13 protein-coding genes, 1 tRNA gene and 1 pseudogene are annotated in these 15071 nt (G+C 72.2%); 8 read left to right on the top strand and 7 right to left on the bottom strand.

Annotation, left to right across the window (positions count from 1 at the left end):
* Positions 1-62: 62 nt before the first annotated feature.
* Both GA0115233_RS37300 and GA0115233_RS37305 read right to left on the bottom strand, forming a co-directional pair.
* Positions 63-149, bottom strand: a tRNA-Ser gene (locus GA0115233_RS37300).
* Positions 150-210: 61 nt separating this feature from the next.
* Positions 211-1599, bottom strand: coding sequence for a S1C family serine protease (locus GA0115233_RS37305; RefSeq protein WP_093724828.1), 1389 nt, complete (start codon positions 1597-1599; stop codon positions 211-213).
* 255 nt (positions 1600-1854) lie between these two features.
* Between GA0115233_RS37305 and GA0115233_RS37310 the strand changes: the two genes are divergently transcribed.
* The 3 genes from GA0115233_RS37310 to GA0115233_RS37320 all read left to right on the top strand — a co-directional run bounded on the left by GA0115233_RS37310 (position 1855) and on the right by GA0115233_RS37320 (position 4545).
* Positions 1855-2673, top strand: a complete 819-nt coding sequence (locus tag GA0115233_RS37310) for a glycerophosphodiester phosphodiesterase (protein WP_093724830.1) — start codon at positions 1855-1857, stop codon at positions 2671-2673.
* A gap of 170 nt (positions 2674-2843) precedes the next feature.
* Positions 2844-3467 (top strand): ATP-binding protein, encoded by a 624-nt coding sequence (locus GA0115233_RS37315; RefSeq protein WP_093724832.1) that lies wholly within the window; start codon positions 2844-2846, stop codon positions 3465-3467.
* A gap of 112 nt (positions 3468-3579) precedes the next feature.
* Positions 3580-4545, top strand: a complete 966-nt coding sequence (locus GA0115233_RS37320) for a DUF5926 family protein (RefSeq protein ID WP_093724834.1) — start codon at positions 3580-3582, stop codon at positions 4543-4545.
* 242 nt (positions 4546-4787) lie between these two features.
* Here the strand turns inward: GA0115233_RS37320 and GA0115233_RS37325 are convergent, their stop codons facing one another.
* The gene (locus GA0115233_RS37325) at positions 4788-5405 is read right to left on the bottom strand and encodes a hypothetical protein (protein ID WP_093724836.1); all 618 of its coding nucleotides are present in this window, start codon (positions 5403-5405) and stop codon (positions 4788-4790) included.
* Positions 5406-5461: 56 nt separating this feature from the next.
* Positions 5462-6121: a bifunctional DNA primase/polymerase gene (locus tag GA0115233_RS37330; RefSeq protein ID WP_093724838.1), complete on the bottom strand. Its 660-nt coding sequence runs from the start codon at positions 6119-6121 to the stop codon at positions 5462-5464.
* Positions 6122-6625: 504 nt separating this feature from the next.
* Between GA0115233_RS37330 and GA0115233_RS37335 the strand changes: the two genes are divergently transcribed.
* The 5 genes and pseudogenes from GA0115233_RS37335 to GA0115233_RS37355 all read left to right on the top strand — a co-directional run bounded on the left by GA0115233_RS37335 (position 6626) and on the right by GA0115233_RS37355 (position 12852).
* Positions 6626-8173, top strand: a complete 1548-nt coding sequence (locus GA0115233_RS37335) for a PP2C family protein-serine/threonine phosphatase (RefSeq protein WP_093724840.1) — start codon at positions 6626-6628, stop codon at positions 8171-8173.
* Positions 8174-8270: 97 nt separating this feature from the next.
* Entirely contained in the window at positions 8271-9728 is a 1458-nt protein-coding gene (locus GA0115233_RS37340; RefSeq protein ID WP_093724850.1) for an aminopeptidase P family protein, read from the top strand.
* A 104-nt stretch (positions 9729-9832) separates the two neighbouring features.
* Positions 9833-10180: a hypothetical protein gene (locus tag GA0115233_RS37345; RefSeq protein ID WP_093724842.1), complete on the top strand. Its 348-nt coding sequence runs from the start codon at positions 9833-9835 to the stop codon at positions 10178-10180.
* Between the two features lie 11 nt (positions 10181-10191).
* Positions 10192-11538 (top strand): MocR-like pyridoxine biosynthesis transcription factor PdxR, encoded by a 1347-nt coding sequence (locus GA0115233_RS37350; protein ID WP_093724844.1) that lies wholly within the window; start codon positions 10192-10194, stop codon positions 11536-11538.
* A gap of 88 nt (positions 11539-11626) precedes the next feature.
* Positions 11627-12852, top strand: a pseudogene (locus tag GA0115233_RS37355) (MFS transporter).
* A 70-nt stretch (positions 12853-12922) separates the two neighbouring features.
* Here the strand turns inward: GA0115233_RS37355 and GA0115233_RS37360 are convergent.
* The 3 genes from GA0115233_RS37360 to GA0115233_RS37370 all read right to left on the bottom strand — a co-directional run.
* Positions 12923-13834 carry a triphosphoribosyl-dephospho-CoA synthase gene (locus GA0115233_RS37360; RefSeq protein ID WP_093724846.1) on the bottom strand — a complete coding sequence of 304 codons (912 nt, stop codon included), beginning with the start codon at positions 13832-13834 and terminating at the stop codon, positions 12923-12925.
* The gene (locus tag GA0115233_RS37365) at positions 13812-14543 is read right to left on the bottom strand and encodes an HAD family hydrolase (protein ID WP_093724848.1); all 732 of its coding nucleotides are present in this window, start codon (positions 14541-14543) and stop codon (positions 13812-13814) included. Before GA0115233_RS37365 ends, GA0115233_RS37360 begins: the two co-directional genes overlap by 23 nt.
* Before the next feature lie 82 nt (positions 14544-14625).
* Positions 14626-15071 (bottom strand): carboxymuconolactone decarboxylase family protein (locus tag GA0115233_RS37370; protein ID WP_218063631.1); only part of this gene is annotated, 446 nt, incomplete at its 5' end.

Below are 15071 nucleotides of genomic sequence, written 5' to 3' on the forward strand. Positions count from 1 at the left end.
GGGCATGGGGAAGGCCCCTGACCGATGGGCCTGGTCAGGGGCCGTTCTCACTGCTCACGCTGCGGAGGCGGTGGGATTTGAACCCACGGTCGTGTTGCCACGACGACGGTTTTCAAGACCGTTCCCTTCGGCCGCTCGGGCACGCCTCCCCGCGTCGGGAAGATCCCGGCGCGGGGACAAGAGTAACGGGTCGGGTCGGGGCGGTGCCGGTCAGTTGTCGCCCACTCGGGAGCCGAGGGTGACTTCCACCGTGCGGGTGTCGCCGCCCCGTTCGTAGGTGATCTTGACCTTGTCGCCCGGCTTGTGGGTCCAGATCTCGCCGATCAGGGTGGGGCCGGAGTCGATCACGCGGTCGTTGAGCTTGGTGATGACGTCGCCGGGCTTGAGGCCGGCCTTGTCGGCGGGGCCGCCCGGTTCCACCGGCTCGGAGTTGCCCGCGCCGTCCTCGCTGATCTTCGCGCCGCCCGTGCCCTCCTCCAGGGAGACCGAGGCGCCGATCTTGGCGTACACCGGCTCGCCGGTCTTGATCAGCTGCTGGGCGACGTACTTGGCCTGGTTGATCGGGATGGCGAAGCCCAGGCCGATGGAGCCGGACTGGCCGGAGCCGCCCAGGCCGTTCCCGGTGGACTGGATCGCGGAGTTGATGCCGATGACGTTGCCCTTGGCGTCCAGCAGAGGGCCGCCGGAGTTGCCCGGGTTGATCGACGCGTCGGTCTGGAGCGCGCTCATGTACGAGGCGTTCGAGCCGGTGCCGTCGCTGGAGGCCACCGGGCGGTTCTTCGCGCTGATGATGCCGGTAGTGACCGTGTTGGACAGGCCGAAGGGGGCGCCGATGGCGATCGTGGAGTCGCCCACCGCCACCTTGTCGGAGTCGCCCAGGGTGAGCGGCTTCAGACCCGAGGGGGCGTTCTTGAGCTTGATGACGGCGACGTCGTAGCCCTGGGCGTGACCGACCACCTCGGCGTCGTACTTCTTGCCGTCGGGGAAGGTCGCCGCCAGCTTGCCGCCGTCGACCGCCTCGGCCACCACGTGGTTGTTGGTGACGATGTGGCCCTCGGTGTCGAAGACGAACCCGGTGCCGGTGCCGCCCTCCCCGCTGCTGCTCTCCGCCTCGATGGTGACCGTGCTCGGCAGCGCCCGCTGGGCGACGCCCGCGACGGTGCCCGCGTCGCGCTTGATGTCACCGCCGGTGTCGGCGGCCGAGACCGTGGTGGAGGAGGAGTCGTCGTCCTTGGCCAGGGTGTAGCCGATGCCACCGCCGATCCCGCCCGCGAGCAGCGCGGCGACCAGGACCGCGGCCAGGAGGCCGCCTCGCTTGCGGCCCGCGGGGGCGGGTGCGGGGGCGGGCTGCTGGTACGCGGCTCCCCAGACCGTGGGCGCGTCCGAGCCGCCTCCTCCGGCGGAGGCGTCCGGGCCCTGCTGGGCGTAGGAGGGCGTCGCCGGGGCCGGGGGCGGCCAGGACGCCTCGGAGGGCGCCTGGTGCGCGGGCGGGGCCGTCGGGGGTGCCGGGTGGGCCTCCGGAGCAGCGGGAGCGTCCACCGGCACGGGGGGTGCGGAAGGGGCCGGGGGTACCGCGGCGCCCTCGTTCTCGGTGCTCACAGCTTCTCTCCTCGATCCACGGCTGTCGTTTTCGGTCGCACTCGGTCACGCCCGTTCACGTGTGTCGACGGCCCGGTGCGCTTCAGCTGTGCATGGTTTTTGTATGCGGTCAGCTTTTCCCACGGGCCGTCAGAGCACCATAAGCGGTGGCTGTGGGTCCGTGACCATTCTTTATATAGGTCATGTCCGACTAAAAGGGCGCATCCTTACGCCTCCCCCGACACGCCTACCCCCGCTCGATGGCACCATGACGCGGTGACCCACGCACGACAGCACACGCCTCAAGTCGTCGCCCACCGCGGAGCCTCCGAGGACGCGCCCGAACACACCCTGGCCGCCTACCGGAAGGCGATCGAGGACGGGGCGGACGCCCTGGAGTGCGATGTCCGGCTCACCGCGGACGGTCATCTCGTCTGCGTCCACGACCGCCGGGTCAACCGCACCTCCAACGGCCGCGGCGCCGTCTCCGCCCTGGAGCTCGCCGACCTCGCCGCACTGGACTTCGGCTCCTGGAAGACCGGGCGCGGCCCGGACGAGGAACCCGACTGGGAGCACCGGCCCGAGGACCGCGAGGCCACGTCCGTACTCACCCTGGAACGGCTGCTGGAGCTGGTCGCCGACGCCGGGCGGCGGGTGGAGCTGGCCGTGGAGACCAAGCACCCCACGCGCTGGGCCGGCCAGGTCGAGGAGCGGCTGCTGCACCTGCTGAAGCGGTTCGGACTGGACGCCCCGGCCTCGCCCGCCGAGTCCCCGGTCCGCGTGATGAGCTTCTCGGCGCGTTCGCTGCACCGCGTGCACGCCGCCGCGCCCACACTGCCGACGGTCTACCTCATGCAGTTCGTCTCGCCCCGGCTGCGCGACGGACGGCTCCCCGCGGGCGTGGGCATCGCCGGACCGTCGATCCGGATCGCGCGCAGCCACCCCGCGTACGTGGAACGGCTGAAGCGCGCCGGTCACCAGGTGCACGTGTGGACCGTGAACGAGCCCGAGGACGTGGACCTCTGCACGGAGCTGGGCGTGGACGCCATCATCACCAACCGGCCCCGCGCGGTACTGCACCAGCTCGGCCGCTGAGCTGCGGAAAGCCGAATCGTGACCGGCGTGGGCCCGTCTGTCCGGGTACGACCTCTTGACCCCGGCGTCACAGCGGCCCCATCCTCCACATCTCGGCCACACCGTCGATTTCCAGCCAAGTAATTACAGGGAGTGCTCCGGCGCGTTCGCTGCGTATTCGATCGTTTCGAATGCGTCACCGGACCAGGGTTGGCCGGTTTCCGGTACAGGCCAATGGGGCATCCACACCGTGGCGTGGGGCGAAGGAGGTCTCGGGGGTGGCGTTGGTGGTGGCACAGGAGGTGCCCACGTCGTCAAGCATGGCCGTACCCCATGGCCCTGCGGGCGTGGGGAAGGCGAGACGCCGGATGCGCGAGCAACTGCGCAGCGGCGGGGTGGCGGAATCGGTCATAGACGACGCCGTACTGATCCTTTCCGAGCTCTTGAGCAACGCGTGCAAACACGGTCGGCCACTGGGCGACGCCCTGGCCGGGGACGGCGACGTACGGGCCGCGTGGCGGGTGGACGCCACCGGGCGGCTCACCGTGGAGGTGACGGACGGCGGCGGGCCCACCCGCCCGGCTCCGGCCACGCCCTCGGTCACCGCGCACGGCGGCCGTGGGCTCAACATCATCACCGCGCTTGCCGAGGACTGGGGCGTCCGCGACGACGTCCACGGCGAGGTCACCGTATGGGTCGTGGTCCACGACTCGCACGCGCACCGGCGCCACGACTTCGCTACGCGCGTCGCCGCACCGGCGGTCGCCGCCATCCCGGAACTGGACTTCGCGGACGCCTTCGAGGACCTGGACTGACCCTCCCGGCCCGACCGCCCTGGTGACGCGTTGTCCACAGGGTCACGTCGGTCATGGCGTGAACAGCTAGGCTCCCGACGTACGAGACGAGCCGTTTCCGGGAGACACCCTCATGGCCAAGAAGCGACCCCAGACGAAGGCCGCGCGCCCGCAGCTCACGGACGGAGAGATCCCGGTCGTCGGCGCCCGCGAGCCGTGCCCGTGCGGCAGTGGCCGCCGCTACAAGGCGTGTCACGGCAAGGCCGCCGCCGAGGCCGTGACCGAGCTGGTGCAGCGCCCGTTCGAGGGGCTGCCGGGCGAGTGCGACTGGGTGGCCCTGCGCGAGCTGGTGCCCGCCGCCACCGTGCCGCTGACGCTGAAGGGCGGCCTGCCCGAGGGCGTTCCCTCCGTCACCCTCGCCACCGTGCTGCCGATGGCCTGGCCCGCGCTGCGCCGCGATGACGGCTCGGTCCTGCTGGGCCTGCAGAACGACACGGCCTCCGGCGACATCAGCCGCGACCTCGCCGACACCCTGCAGCGCGCGCTGGAGGCGGAGCCGGGCTCCCCGGTGCAGGCCCGGCGCGCCCCGGCCGACGGTCCGCGGCTGCAGGATCTGCTCGACCCGGAAGGCGCGTTCGAGCCAGTTGTGCACACGGGCTTCGAGTTCTGGGTGCCGGACGCGGAGAACGCCACCCCGGAGGTGACCGCCTCCCTGGAGCGGGCCAACGCCGCCGCCATCCCGACCGTCCGGCTGACCGGCGTGGACGCCGCGTACTGGTGCGAGACGCCGGAGAAGAACCACCTGCGCTGGGTCATGCCGCACCCCGAGGAGCAGCTTCTGGACGCGCTCGCGCGGCTGCACGCGGCCGGGAGGTCCAGCCTGGGCGAGGGCACCCGCCTGGTGGGCTCCTTCCGCGCCCACGGCCTGACCGTGCCGGTCTGGGACCTGCCCCGCGAGATGGGCGCCCAGGACGTGGAGAAGCCCGCGGCGGAGTTCGCCGAGCGGCTCGCGGAGGCCCTCGCGTCCGACGCGCCCCTCACCGCGGACGAGCGCCGCGCGCGCGGCGGCCTCACCAACCGCCAGGTCACACTGAGCTGACGCACGCGGTGAGGAGCGTCCGCAGCTGACCGACCGGTCAGCTGCGGACGAGGTCCGGAATCGGTGAATCCGATCACAACTCCCGGTCAAGACACGGAAATCGGTGACCGGAAAGCCCGGATCGAATTTGCTAACGGCCGATCTCTTGTTACCGTTCCAGTAGCCCGGTTGCTGGTGCATCCCCCGTCGCCAGCAACCGGGTCTTTCCATGCCCGCCGAGCTGTACAGAACGCGGTCGGACGTCAACTGCTGGTAGGCGCGGAGGAGTTGCTGCCGGAACGCAGCAACAGCGGCTCCTCGGCGGAGGCCGCGAACTCGGCGACCGCGGTGTACTCCTGCGGCCCGCCCCGGACCGGCTCACGGGGTGTCTCGCAGGTGCCGGGCTCGTCGTCGGCGCTCACCGCACAGCGCATCTGCACCGCGCGCCCGGCGGGCCCCATCAGGCTCAGCACCGCCTCCAGCGCCCCGCCGGTGGTGTTGCGGTAGTAGGTGCGCGCCCAGGTCTCCTCGCCCTGGGTGAGGACACAGGTCTGTGCCTCGATGCCCTCGGGCGAGGTGAGTTCGGGTCCGCAGCGGGCGGCGGTGGCCCGGCCGAGGCCGAGGTGCGGCGGCGAGGGGGAGGCCGCTTTGGCGTCACCGGGCGGCGCCGCACCAGCCGTACCGGACGTACCGAGGAGGGCCTCGCCGACCCGGCCCGCGGAGGGGGCCCGGTCCCCGGGGGCGACCTGTTCCCCGGACACGGCCGGTGCCCCCAGGGCAGCCGGTCCTCCGGAGCCGACCTGCCCCGCGGACGCCACGGCCAGCGGCAGCGCGACCGCGCACACCGCGACGCCCGCGAGGGCGAGGAGTCGGACGTTCATGGACGGACGATAACGACGCGAGGGCGCGCGCCAGGACCGGCGCGCGCCCGACACCCCTACAACTCGGGTGCGCTCACACCCGTACGAGTGAGGGCCTCCACCACCGCGTCCACCACGGCCTCCACGTCCGGCACCCAGGGGGACGCCGAGCCGGGCAGCGGCGCGCGCTCCCAGGTGATGGCCCCCTGGCCGGTCTCGGAGGGGGGCAGGGCGATGTAGCCGCCCGAGCCGTGGAACCGCAGGGAGCCGGGGACGAAGTCCTTGGCGTACAGCAGCTCGCCCAACTGCTCCATGGAGTACGGCTTCACGAGCAGCGCCCACCGGGTGGGCGAGGCGATGACGGGGCCGAGCCGCATGCCCTTGCGGTCGAGTGCGGCGAGCGCGTGGGCGGCCGGCAGGGCGGGCAGGCTGACCGCGCAGGGCGCCTTTCCGCCGGTCGCCAGCACGATGGGGGCGGTCGGCCGGTTGGTCCACCACCAGCGCACCATCCGGGCGTCGGTGGTGGCCGCGAGGAGCCCGGGATCGAAGGGGTGCGCACCGGGCACCGTGCACTCCGGGTCGGGGCAGCCGCAGCGGCCCCGCGCGTCCGCCGTCACACCCGGGAGTACGGGCCACTGCCATTGAGTCGCGAAGGTCAGGGCCGCGCTGAGCAACTCAGGCCGCCCCTCGCCGCGCTGGGACAGGAGCCTGCGTCGCCTTCCGAGGATCTCGCGCATGAGCGCTCGTTCCTTTCCGTTGCACCGCTGGCAACACCGTGGTCCACATCACATCATGTGTCGATCACTTCACTGTGCGTACCTGTTGGCGCATCACACCCCCGCTGCACGCAAGGGGAACCCCTATGGGCCGATCGTTGGCTGCGTCCGTGACAGCCTCGTCCATACCGCGTCTATCAAAAGCATGGGCGTGGCGTGGGGTGGCGAAGTCTGGCGTTTTGCCGTCCCGCGTATTTCTCTTCGCCTCCGCCACGGGAGGATGGGGCACGGTCGTCGGTGGCTAAGACGCCCGGGTCCGGTCACCAGGTTCCGGGTGTCTGTCAACCACCCCTGGCCTTCTCCGAGTACGTACCCATCACGACCGCTGTGACGCTCCGTGGAGCAAGGCCAGTCGACCGCAATAACGCGTTCACTGAGGCAGTTTTAAGCCAACTTTGCCTTTCCGCAAGGGGTTGGGGAGATGTCCACTCAGGACCCATGGACACCAGGAATCCCAGCAGGACAATGCTGGACATCCCCTCACGAGTGCGTGTACATGTGGAGACACTGCTAGCGGCGCAGAATGACATGGGGGTTTGCGATGCTTTTGAGCAATACGCACCGGTCGGAAAGCCGGACGCCATGAACGCCCCTCACCCTCCGAAAGTGGCCGGAATCGATTCAACGGTTCCCTCGCCCGCACACACTGTCGCGCCCGCGCCCGTGGCATCGGAAAGCGCAGAAAGCACAGCAGACGCAGAACGCTCCGTCGCCACCGCCGTCGCCGCGACCGGCGCCGCCGGACTCCTCCTCCAGGACCGTCTCGCCGGCTGGGTCTCCGACCTCACCACCCTGCACGAACTGACCGAGCGACTGGCGCGAACCGACTCCCTCTCCGACGCCCTCCAGGAACTGCTCCGCGCCGGAGCCGCCCTCGTCGGCGCCCGGCGCGGACTCGTCGTCCTGGAGCCCGCCGACGGACGGGGCCCGGACACCACCGTCGGCCTCGGCCTCGGCCGCGCCGACCTCGGCACCATCGAGACCGTGCCGCGCGGCGCCATGTCGTACGGGAAGATCCTCGACGGGCTGCCCGGCGGGGACAGGGAGATCGCCCAGCCCGACCTGTTCGCCGAGGACGGCCTCGACCCCCGGCACCGCGAGGTGGCCGCCCGCCTCGGCTACGCCGCGAGCTACGCCCTCCCCCTGAGCACCGAGGCTGCCGGCCGGCTCGGCGCCGCCGTGTGGCTCTACGACGAGCCCGCCGAACCCGCCGAGCGGCAGCGGCACCTCGTCGGCCTCTACACCAGCCACGCCACCGAGCACCTGGCCCGGCTGCTGGAAGTGGAGCGCACGCGCGCGTGCATGGCGACGATGGCGGAGGAACTGCTGCCGTCCCGGCTGCCCCGGGTGGCCGGGGTCCAGCTCGCCGCCCGGCACCGCACCGGGCCGCTCGGCGGCGGCGACTGGTACGACGCGCTGCCGCTGCCCGACGCCGCCCTCGGGCTCGCCGTGGGCTCGGTCACCGGCTCGGGGCCGAGCGCGATCGCCGCGATGGGGCGACTGCGCGCCTCGCTCAGGGCGTACGCGGTGATGGAGGGCGAGGACCCGGTCGCGGTCCTGTCCGACCTGGAGCTGCTGCTGCGTCTGACCGAGCCCGCCCGCTCCGCCACCGCCCTGTTCGCCTACTGCGAACCCGCGCTGCGCAAGATCACCCTCGCCGGGGCCGGGCACTGCCCGCCGCTGCTGATCGGCGAGCGCCGCACCGAGTTCGTGGAGACCTCCGTCTCCGCCCCGCTCGGCATGCTGGCCTGCTGGGAGGCGCCCAGCGTGGAGTTCCAGGTGGAGCCCGGAGAGACGGTTCTGCTCTACTCCGACGGGCTGCTGCACCGTACCGGCGACGCCACGGACCGGGCCTTCGCCCGGCTGCACACCGCGGCGGCCGGAGTACCCCGCTCGATCCGCAACGACCCGGACGCCGTCGCCGAGCACGTCCTGCGCACGGTGCTCCCCGACGGCCTGGACGCGGCGGACCACTCCGAGGACGTGGTGCTGCTCGCGGCCCGCTTCGAGTAGGAGTACGTGAGCCCGGTAACAGGTCCTTCGCCCCTGGGCCCCCTTCCTCGCGACCGTACGATGGAGGGGGTCCAGTGCCGTATCTAGGAGGATGACCGTGTCGGAAGAACTCACGCCGGAGACCCCGGAAGAGTCCGAAGAGCCGATCAAGCAGCGCAAGAACGGCCTGTACCCGGGCGTCTCCGACGAGCTGGCCGAGAACATGAAGTCCGGCTGGGCCGACACCGAGCTGCGCGACCTGGAGCCGATCCCCCAGGCCGCCGAGACCGCCGCCCGGCGCGCCGCGCTCTCCGCCCGCTTCCCCGGTGAGCGGCTGGTGATCCCCGCGGGCAACCTGAAGACCCGCTCCAACGACACGGAGTACCCCTTCCGCGCGTCGGTGGAGTACGCCTACCTCACCGGCAACCAGACCGAGGACGGCGTCCTGGTCCTGGAGCCCGTGGCCGACGGTCACGAGGCCACGATCTACCTGCTGCCGCGCTCCGACCGGGAGAACGGCGAGTTCTGGCTCTCCGGCCAGGGCGAGCTGTGGGTCGGCCGCCGGCACTCCCTCACCGAGGCCGGGACGCTGTACGGCATCCCCGCCTCCGACGTGCGCGAGCTGGCGGACAAGCTGCGCGAGGCCACCGGCCCGGTCCGCGTCGTACGCGGCTACGACGCCGGGATCGAGGCCGCGCTGACCGACAAGGTCACCGCCGAGCGGGACGAGGAGCTGCGGGTCTTCCTCTCCGAGGCGCGGCTGGTGAAGGACGACTTCGAGATCGGCGAGCTGCAGAAGGCCGTCGACTCCACCGTGCGCGGCTTCGAGGACGTGGTGAAGGTCCTCGACAAGGCCGAGGCGACCTCGGAGCGCTACATCGAGGGCACGTTCTTCCTCCGCGCCCGCGTCGAGGGCAACGACGTCGGCTACGGCTCCATCTGCGCGGCCGGTCCGCACGCCTGCACCCTGCACTGGGTGCGCAACGACGGCCCGGTGCGCTCCGGCGACCTGCTGCTGCTGGACGCGGGCGTGGAGACGCACACGTACTACACGGCCGACGTCACCCGCACCCTGCCGATCAACGGCACGTACACCGAGCTGCAGAAGAAGATCTACGACGCGGTGTACGACGCCCAGGAGGCCGGTATCGCGGCCGTGAAGCCGGGCGCGAAGTACCGGGACTTCCACGACGCCGCCCAGCGGGTGCTCGCCGAGCGGCTGGTGGAGTGGGGTCTGGTCGAGGGTCCCGTGGAGCGGGTCCTTGAGCTGGGCCTCCAGCGCCGCTGGACGCTGCACGGCACGGGCCACATGCTCGGCATGGACGTCCACGACTGCGCTGCCGCGCGGGTCGAGTCGTACGTCGACGGCACGCTGGAGCCGGGCATGGTCCTCACGGTCGAGCCCGGCCTGTACTTCCAGGCCGACGACCTCACCGTCCCGGAGGAGTACCGCGGCATCGGCGTCCGGATCGAGGACGACATCCTCGTCACGGAGAACGGCAACCGGAACCTGTCGGCGGCGCTGCCGCGGCGGTCGGACGAGGTCGAGGCTTGGATGGCGGGGCTGAAGGGCTGACGGTCCGCCCCGTGGGATGACTCGATGTACACCCTCGGTACGGAGAAATGCTTGGTGTGTTCGAGGGGCGCGCTCTAGCGTGCCGCACCATGCGACCACGATCCGTGTTATCCACTGCCGCACTTCTCCTCGTCGCCGTCACCGGCTGCGTCAGCTCCACCGACTCGCTCGGCGAAGCACCGGAGGTGGAGGTGACCGACTACGGCACCCGCTGGCGCGAGGAGAAGTTCGTGGCGGAAGCGGAGTACACCATTCGCAACCCCTACTCCGACCCGGTCGAGTTCCGGGTCGGGTTCAGCTTCACCAGCGACGGCAGCCACACCCTTGAGTGGGCCACGGCGACGGTGGATGCCGGGACAACGGTCACCGGAACGGTGTTCGTGCCGTGGGAGAAGCACCTTCCGTCCCCGCGGGTCGAGGTGGAGTCGGTACGCGAGGAACGGCGCTCTTAGCGGGGAGTTCTGTGGACCTGCACGTGGAGCTCGCCCCCGGTGAGGGGCGGCGGGACGGGCTGGAGCGGGCTCTGCGGGATGCCGTGCGGGACGGGCGGCTGGCGGCCGGGGAACGGTTGCCTGCGACGCGGCGGCTCGCGGAGGAGCTGGGGGTTTCGCGGAACACCGTGAAGGCGGCGTACGACCAGCTCGTCGCCGAGGGGTACTTCACCGCGCGGCAGGGGTCCGGGACGCGGGTTGCCGAGCTTGCCTCCCCCGGTGCTGGGGCGGTGGAGACAGCGGCACGCGTGCGTGCGCCGAAGTTCGATCTGCGGCCGGGGAGTCCCGATGTGGGGGCGTTTCCGGCGGCGGCCTGGCTGCGGGCGTTGCGGCGGGCCGTGGCGACAGCGCCGTCCCTCGCATACGACTACGGCGATCCGCGGGGACGGATCGAACTGCGGACCGCGCTGTCCGGGTATCTGGGGCGGGCGCGAGGCGTCATCGCGCCGCCCGAGCGGATCGTGGTCACCTCCGGGTACGTGCAGGGGCTGGCGTTGCTCACGCGGGTGCTCGACGAGGGCGGGGGGTTCGGGATGGAGGATCCCGGGCTGCCCTTTCATCGGGAGGTCGTGCGGCGCAACGGCGGGACTGTCGTACCGGTGCCGGTGGACGAGCGCGGGGCCGTGGCGGACGGGCTCGGGGACGCGGCGGCGGTCGTCGTGACGCCCGCGCATCAGTACCCGACCGGGGTCACGCTCCATCCGGAACGGCGGCGGGCGCTCACCGACTGGGCACGCGCGCGTGGCGCGCTGATCGTCGAGGACGACTACGACGGGGAGTTCCGGTACGACCGGCAGCCCGTGGGGGCGCTTCAAGGGATGGCGCCGGGGTGCGTGGTGTATCTCGGGACCGCCTCCAAGACGCTCGGGCCCGCGTTGCGGCTCGGGTGGATGGTGCTGCCGCCCGCCCTTGTGGACGCTGTCGTCGACGTCAAGCTGCACAGCGACCATCACACGGAGACTTTGGGGCAGTTGGCGCTCGCCGAGCTGATCGACAGCCATGCCTACGACCGTCATGTGCGGGCCAGCCGGTTGCGGTACCGCAGGCGGCGGGACCTGCTCGTGGAGCGGATCGCGGGGCGGCCGGGAGTGCGCGGGGTGCGGGGCATCGCGGCCGGGCTGCACGCGCTGGTGGAGGTCGACGACGAGGCGGAGGTGCTGGCGCGGGCGCGGGCGGAGGGGCTCGCGGTGGGAGCGCTGGGGGAGCACTGGCATGGGGAGGGGGGCCGTCAGGGGCTGGTCGTGGGGTACGGGACGCCTCGGGAGCGGGTGTATCCGGAGGCGGTGGAGGTGTTGGGGAGGGTGTTGGGCGGGGCGTAGGGGGCCGGACGGCGGGGGTAATTGGGCCAAGATTTTTGGTTGTTAGTGGTCCTGTTTATGGGTCCAGTTGGTTCCTAGTGTCGTCTGTATGACGAACTCACTCGTTCCGCCCGCGGGTCCGCAACGCGTCCTGGCGCTGGCCCAGTTGTCCAACTCGGTCGGTGACGGTGCCTTCTATGTCACCTCGGCGCTGTACTTCACCTACGTCGTCGGGCTCGACCCCGCGCGGGTCGGGCTCGGGCTGACCGTCGCGTGGGCGGTCGGGTCGCTGGCGGGGGTGCCGCTGGGGCGGCTCGCGGACCGGCGTGGGGCGCGGGGGACGGCGGTGCTGCTCGCGCTCGCGACCGGGCTGTCGGTGGCGTCCTTCCTTGTCGTGCGGGGGTTCTGGCCGTTCGTGGCGGCCGCCGTCGTCTATGCCACCGCGCAGTCCGGGCTGGCGGCGGCTCGGCAGGCCCTGCTGGCGGGGCTGGTGTCCGCCGAGGAGCGGACCGGGTTGCTGGCACATCTGCAGTCCACGCTGAACGCGGGGCTCGCGGTGGGGGCGGGGCTGGGTGGGCTGGCGCTGCATGTGGGGTCGCGGGGCGCGTATCTCGGGGTGTTCGCCTTCGACGCGGTGAGTTTTCTGCTGTGCGCGGGGGTGTTGTCGCGGTTGCCCTCGGTGGCGCCGGTGGCCGTGAATCGTTCCGCTGGGGCGTCCGTGACGGTGCTGCGGGATCGGCCGTATGTGGTCGTGGCCGCGTTGAACGCCGTGCTGCTGCTGCGGATGCCGTTGTTGAGTCTGGGGTTGCCGCTGTGGGTTGCCGAGCGGACGGCGGCGCCCGAGTGGGTGGTGTCCGTGCTGTTCGTGCTCAACACCGTTGCCGTGATGCTGTTTCAGGTGCGGGTGGCTCGGGGGGTGACCGGGATCCTGTCCGCGGTGGGGGTGTTGCGGCGGTCGGGGTGGGTGATGGGCGCGGCGTGCGGGGTGTTCGCGGTGTCGGGGCCCGCTGGGTCGGCGTGGGTTGCGGTGGGGGTGCTGGTGGTGGGGGCGGTGCTGCTTGTCGTGGGGGAGATGGGGCAGTCGGCGGGGGCTTGGCAGTTGTCGTTCGATCTGGCGCCTGGGGATCGGGTCGGGGAGTACCAGGGGTTCTTCGGGACGGGGGTGACGGTGGCGCGGACTGCGGGGCCGCTGGTGCTGACGGTGCTGCTGGTGGAGTGGGGGCCTTGGGGGTGGGGCTGTTGGGGGCGGCGACCTTGGGGGCGTCGTATGCGATGGGGCCGGCGGCGCGGTGGGCTTCGGCGCGGCGGGAGGCGGTCCTGGTGCCGGTTGCTTGATCGGTGCCCTGGGCTGGGGCGGCGGGGGTGCGCTCACCGGCGCGCTGGGCCGGGGCGGGCGGGAGTGCGCTCACCGGCGCTGGCCGGGTGCCGCTGCGCCCACCCGTGCCGCCCCAGCGGCACGACTGCCCGCAGCTATGTGGGTTTGGCGGCGCGGTCGGCCACTGCTACGCGGGTACGGCGGCGCCCCAGCGGCACGACTGCCCGCAGCTACGGGGGTTTCGCGGCGCAGCGACGCTACGAACAGTGCCCCCGTCAGTAGTGTCGCGCTCCCCCTCGGGGTCCAGCCCCGTTCGTGTAGGTCCGTGTTCAGGGCTGACAGGGCCCTGGCTCCCGCAAGGGTGTCCGTGCCGCCCGTCGACAGGATGTCGGCCGCGCGGGCCTGGACGTGGTGGAGGCCGTGGGGGCCTGCGGTGTACAGGAGTTCTGTGTCGCGGAGGGTGGACATGATGGTGAGGAGGGCGTTTCGGCGGGAGGCGGGGGACTCCGTGAGGAGCGGGAGTGCTCTGCGGATGTGCGGGAAGCCCGCGCGGGCCTCGCCGCGGGCGCCCTGGGCGCCGTACTTGGCGGACATCGTGGAGCCCCGGGACGGGCGGCGCGGGGCGCCTCGGTCGGGGAGGGCGGCAAGGCGCTTCGCCGTCGGCAGTACGTCGGCCGGGGTCATCGCCGCCGCGGCCACCAGCAGGCCCAGCGTCCACAGCGCGCCCCGGTGTCCGCCGCCCGCAAGACAAACGGAGTGCTCCGTGCCGCGGGCTATCGCGCCGAGTTCCGCGCGCAGGGCGGGGGTCGGCTCGCCGGTGCGGCGGGCCGCCGCCGCGATGGCCGCGAGGCCGGGGGCCAGGGCCTTCGCCGACCAGCGCAGGGTGTGGTGGTCCGGGTGGGAGGGGTCGGGCAGGCCCGGTTTCGACGTCAGGGCCAGTTGTTCCGTCAGCGCGGTCACCGCCGTCCGCGCCAGCTCCTCATCCTCGTGGCTTCCCGTCATGGGCCCGAACGTAGGACCCGTGGCTGTGCGCGAGCTGGGAGTCGGGTGAGAGACGCGGCCACAGGGGCCAGTTGTGGCGGCGGGCCTGTTCGCGCATTTCCGGGTCCTCGCCCACCACGACCGCCCGGCCCGTCGTACGGAGCAGGGGCAGGTCGGAGACGTGGTCGCCGTAGGACGTGGAGGCCATGAGGTCCAGGGCGGCCCGGTCGGTCAGGGCGTGGATCGCCTCCGCCTTCGCCTCGCCGATCATCGGGCGGGCCACCCGGCCCGTGTACCGGCCGTGTGCCGTCTCCGGGTCCGTGCACAGGACCACGTCCGCGTCGAGGTGGCGGGCGATCGGGGCCAGGCAGTCCCGGAAGGAACCCGAGACCAGGACGATCAGGTCCCCGGCCCGTCGGTGGGCGTGAAGGGCCTGCACCACCTGGTCGTTGTAGAAGCCGCCCCGGTCCAGTTCCGCCCGGAACCATTCCTCCGCCAGCGCGGCGACGGCCCGTACGTCCGCTCCCGCGTACGAGGCGAAGTACGCGCGGTTCGTCTCCGAGCGCGGCACCCCCGCCGCGGTCATCGCCTTGAGGCGCTGGCGTTCGTGGCGGTACGCCGACGGCGGGTGGCCCTCGGCGGCCAGGCGGAACTCCAGGAAGCGGAACATGCTGGTGGCGTTGATGACGGTGCCGTCGACGTCGAAGAACGCGGCCGGGCGGCGGCGCATGGCGGGTCCCTCCTGGGGCGTGGGAAAGGGGCCCGCCCCGCGCGTGCCCGACGGGGGTGGGGGCGCGCACGGGGCGGGAGTGTCAGCCGGCCTCGGCGAGCGGGGCGTCGGCCGCCGGGGCGTCCGCCACCGGCAGCAGGCCGCGCTCGGCGAAGACCCGCTTGGCCGTGCTGAGGCCGTTGAAGGTGCGCGGGAAGCCGACGAAGGCCAGGCCGTGCACCAGGGCGTCCACCACCTCCTGCGGGGTGACGCCCGCGTTCAGGGCCAGGTTCAGATGGAAGGCGAACTGCCGCTCGGTGTCCCCGAGCGCGGTGAGCAGCGCCAGCGTGACCAACTGCCGCTGCCGGTCGTCCAGTCCGCCCCTGCCGTACAGGTCGCCGAAGACGAACTCGGCGACGTAGCGGCCCATGTCGGGGGCCACGTCGGCGAGGGCGGTGAAGATCGCGTCACCGTTGTCGCCGAGTTCCAGCAGCTTGGCGTGGCCGCGCTCGAAGCGGGGGTTGCCGCGCTGCTCCTCACGGATGTCGC

The sequence above is a fragment of the Streptomyces sp. DI166 genome, from assembly GCF_900091315.1.
In the GTDB taxonomy this organism is placed as follows: domain Bacteria; phylum Actinomycetota; class Actinomycetes; order Streptomycetales; family Streptomycetaceae; genus Streptomyces; species Streptomyces fuscus.

Coding starts and splice junctions, on each gene's coding strand:
- GA0115233_RS37315 (WP_093724832.1), top strand. CDS start 2,844: ATGCGTCACCGGACCAGGGTTGGCCGGTTTCCGGTACAGGCCAATGGG.
- GA0115233_RS37320 (WP_093724834.1), top strand. CDS start 3,580: ATGGCCAAGAAGCGACCCCAGACGAAGGCCGCGCGCCCGCAGCTCACG.
- GA0115233_RS37325 (WP_093724836.1), bottom strand. CDS start 5,405: ATGAACGTCCGACTCCTCGCCCTCGCGGGCGTCGCGGTGTGCGCGGTC.
- GA0115233_RS37330 (WP_093724838.1), bottom strand. CDS start 6,121: ATGCGCGAGATCCTCGGAAGGCGACGCAGGCTCCTGTCCCAGCGCGGC.
- GA0115233_RS37335 (WP_093724840.1), top strand. CDS start 6,626: ATGCTGGACATCCCCTCACGAGTGCGTGTACATGTGGAGACACTGCTA.
- GA0115233_RS37360 (WP_093724846.1), bottom strand. CDS start 13,834: ATGACGGGAAGCCACGAGGATGAGGAGCTGGCGCGGACGGCGGTGACC.
- GA0115233_RS37365 (WP_093724848.1), bottom strand. CDS start 14,543: ATGCGCCGCCGCCCGGCCGCGTTCTTCGACGTCGACGGCACCGTCATC.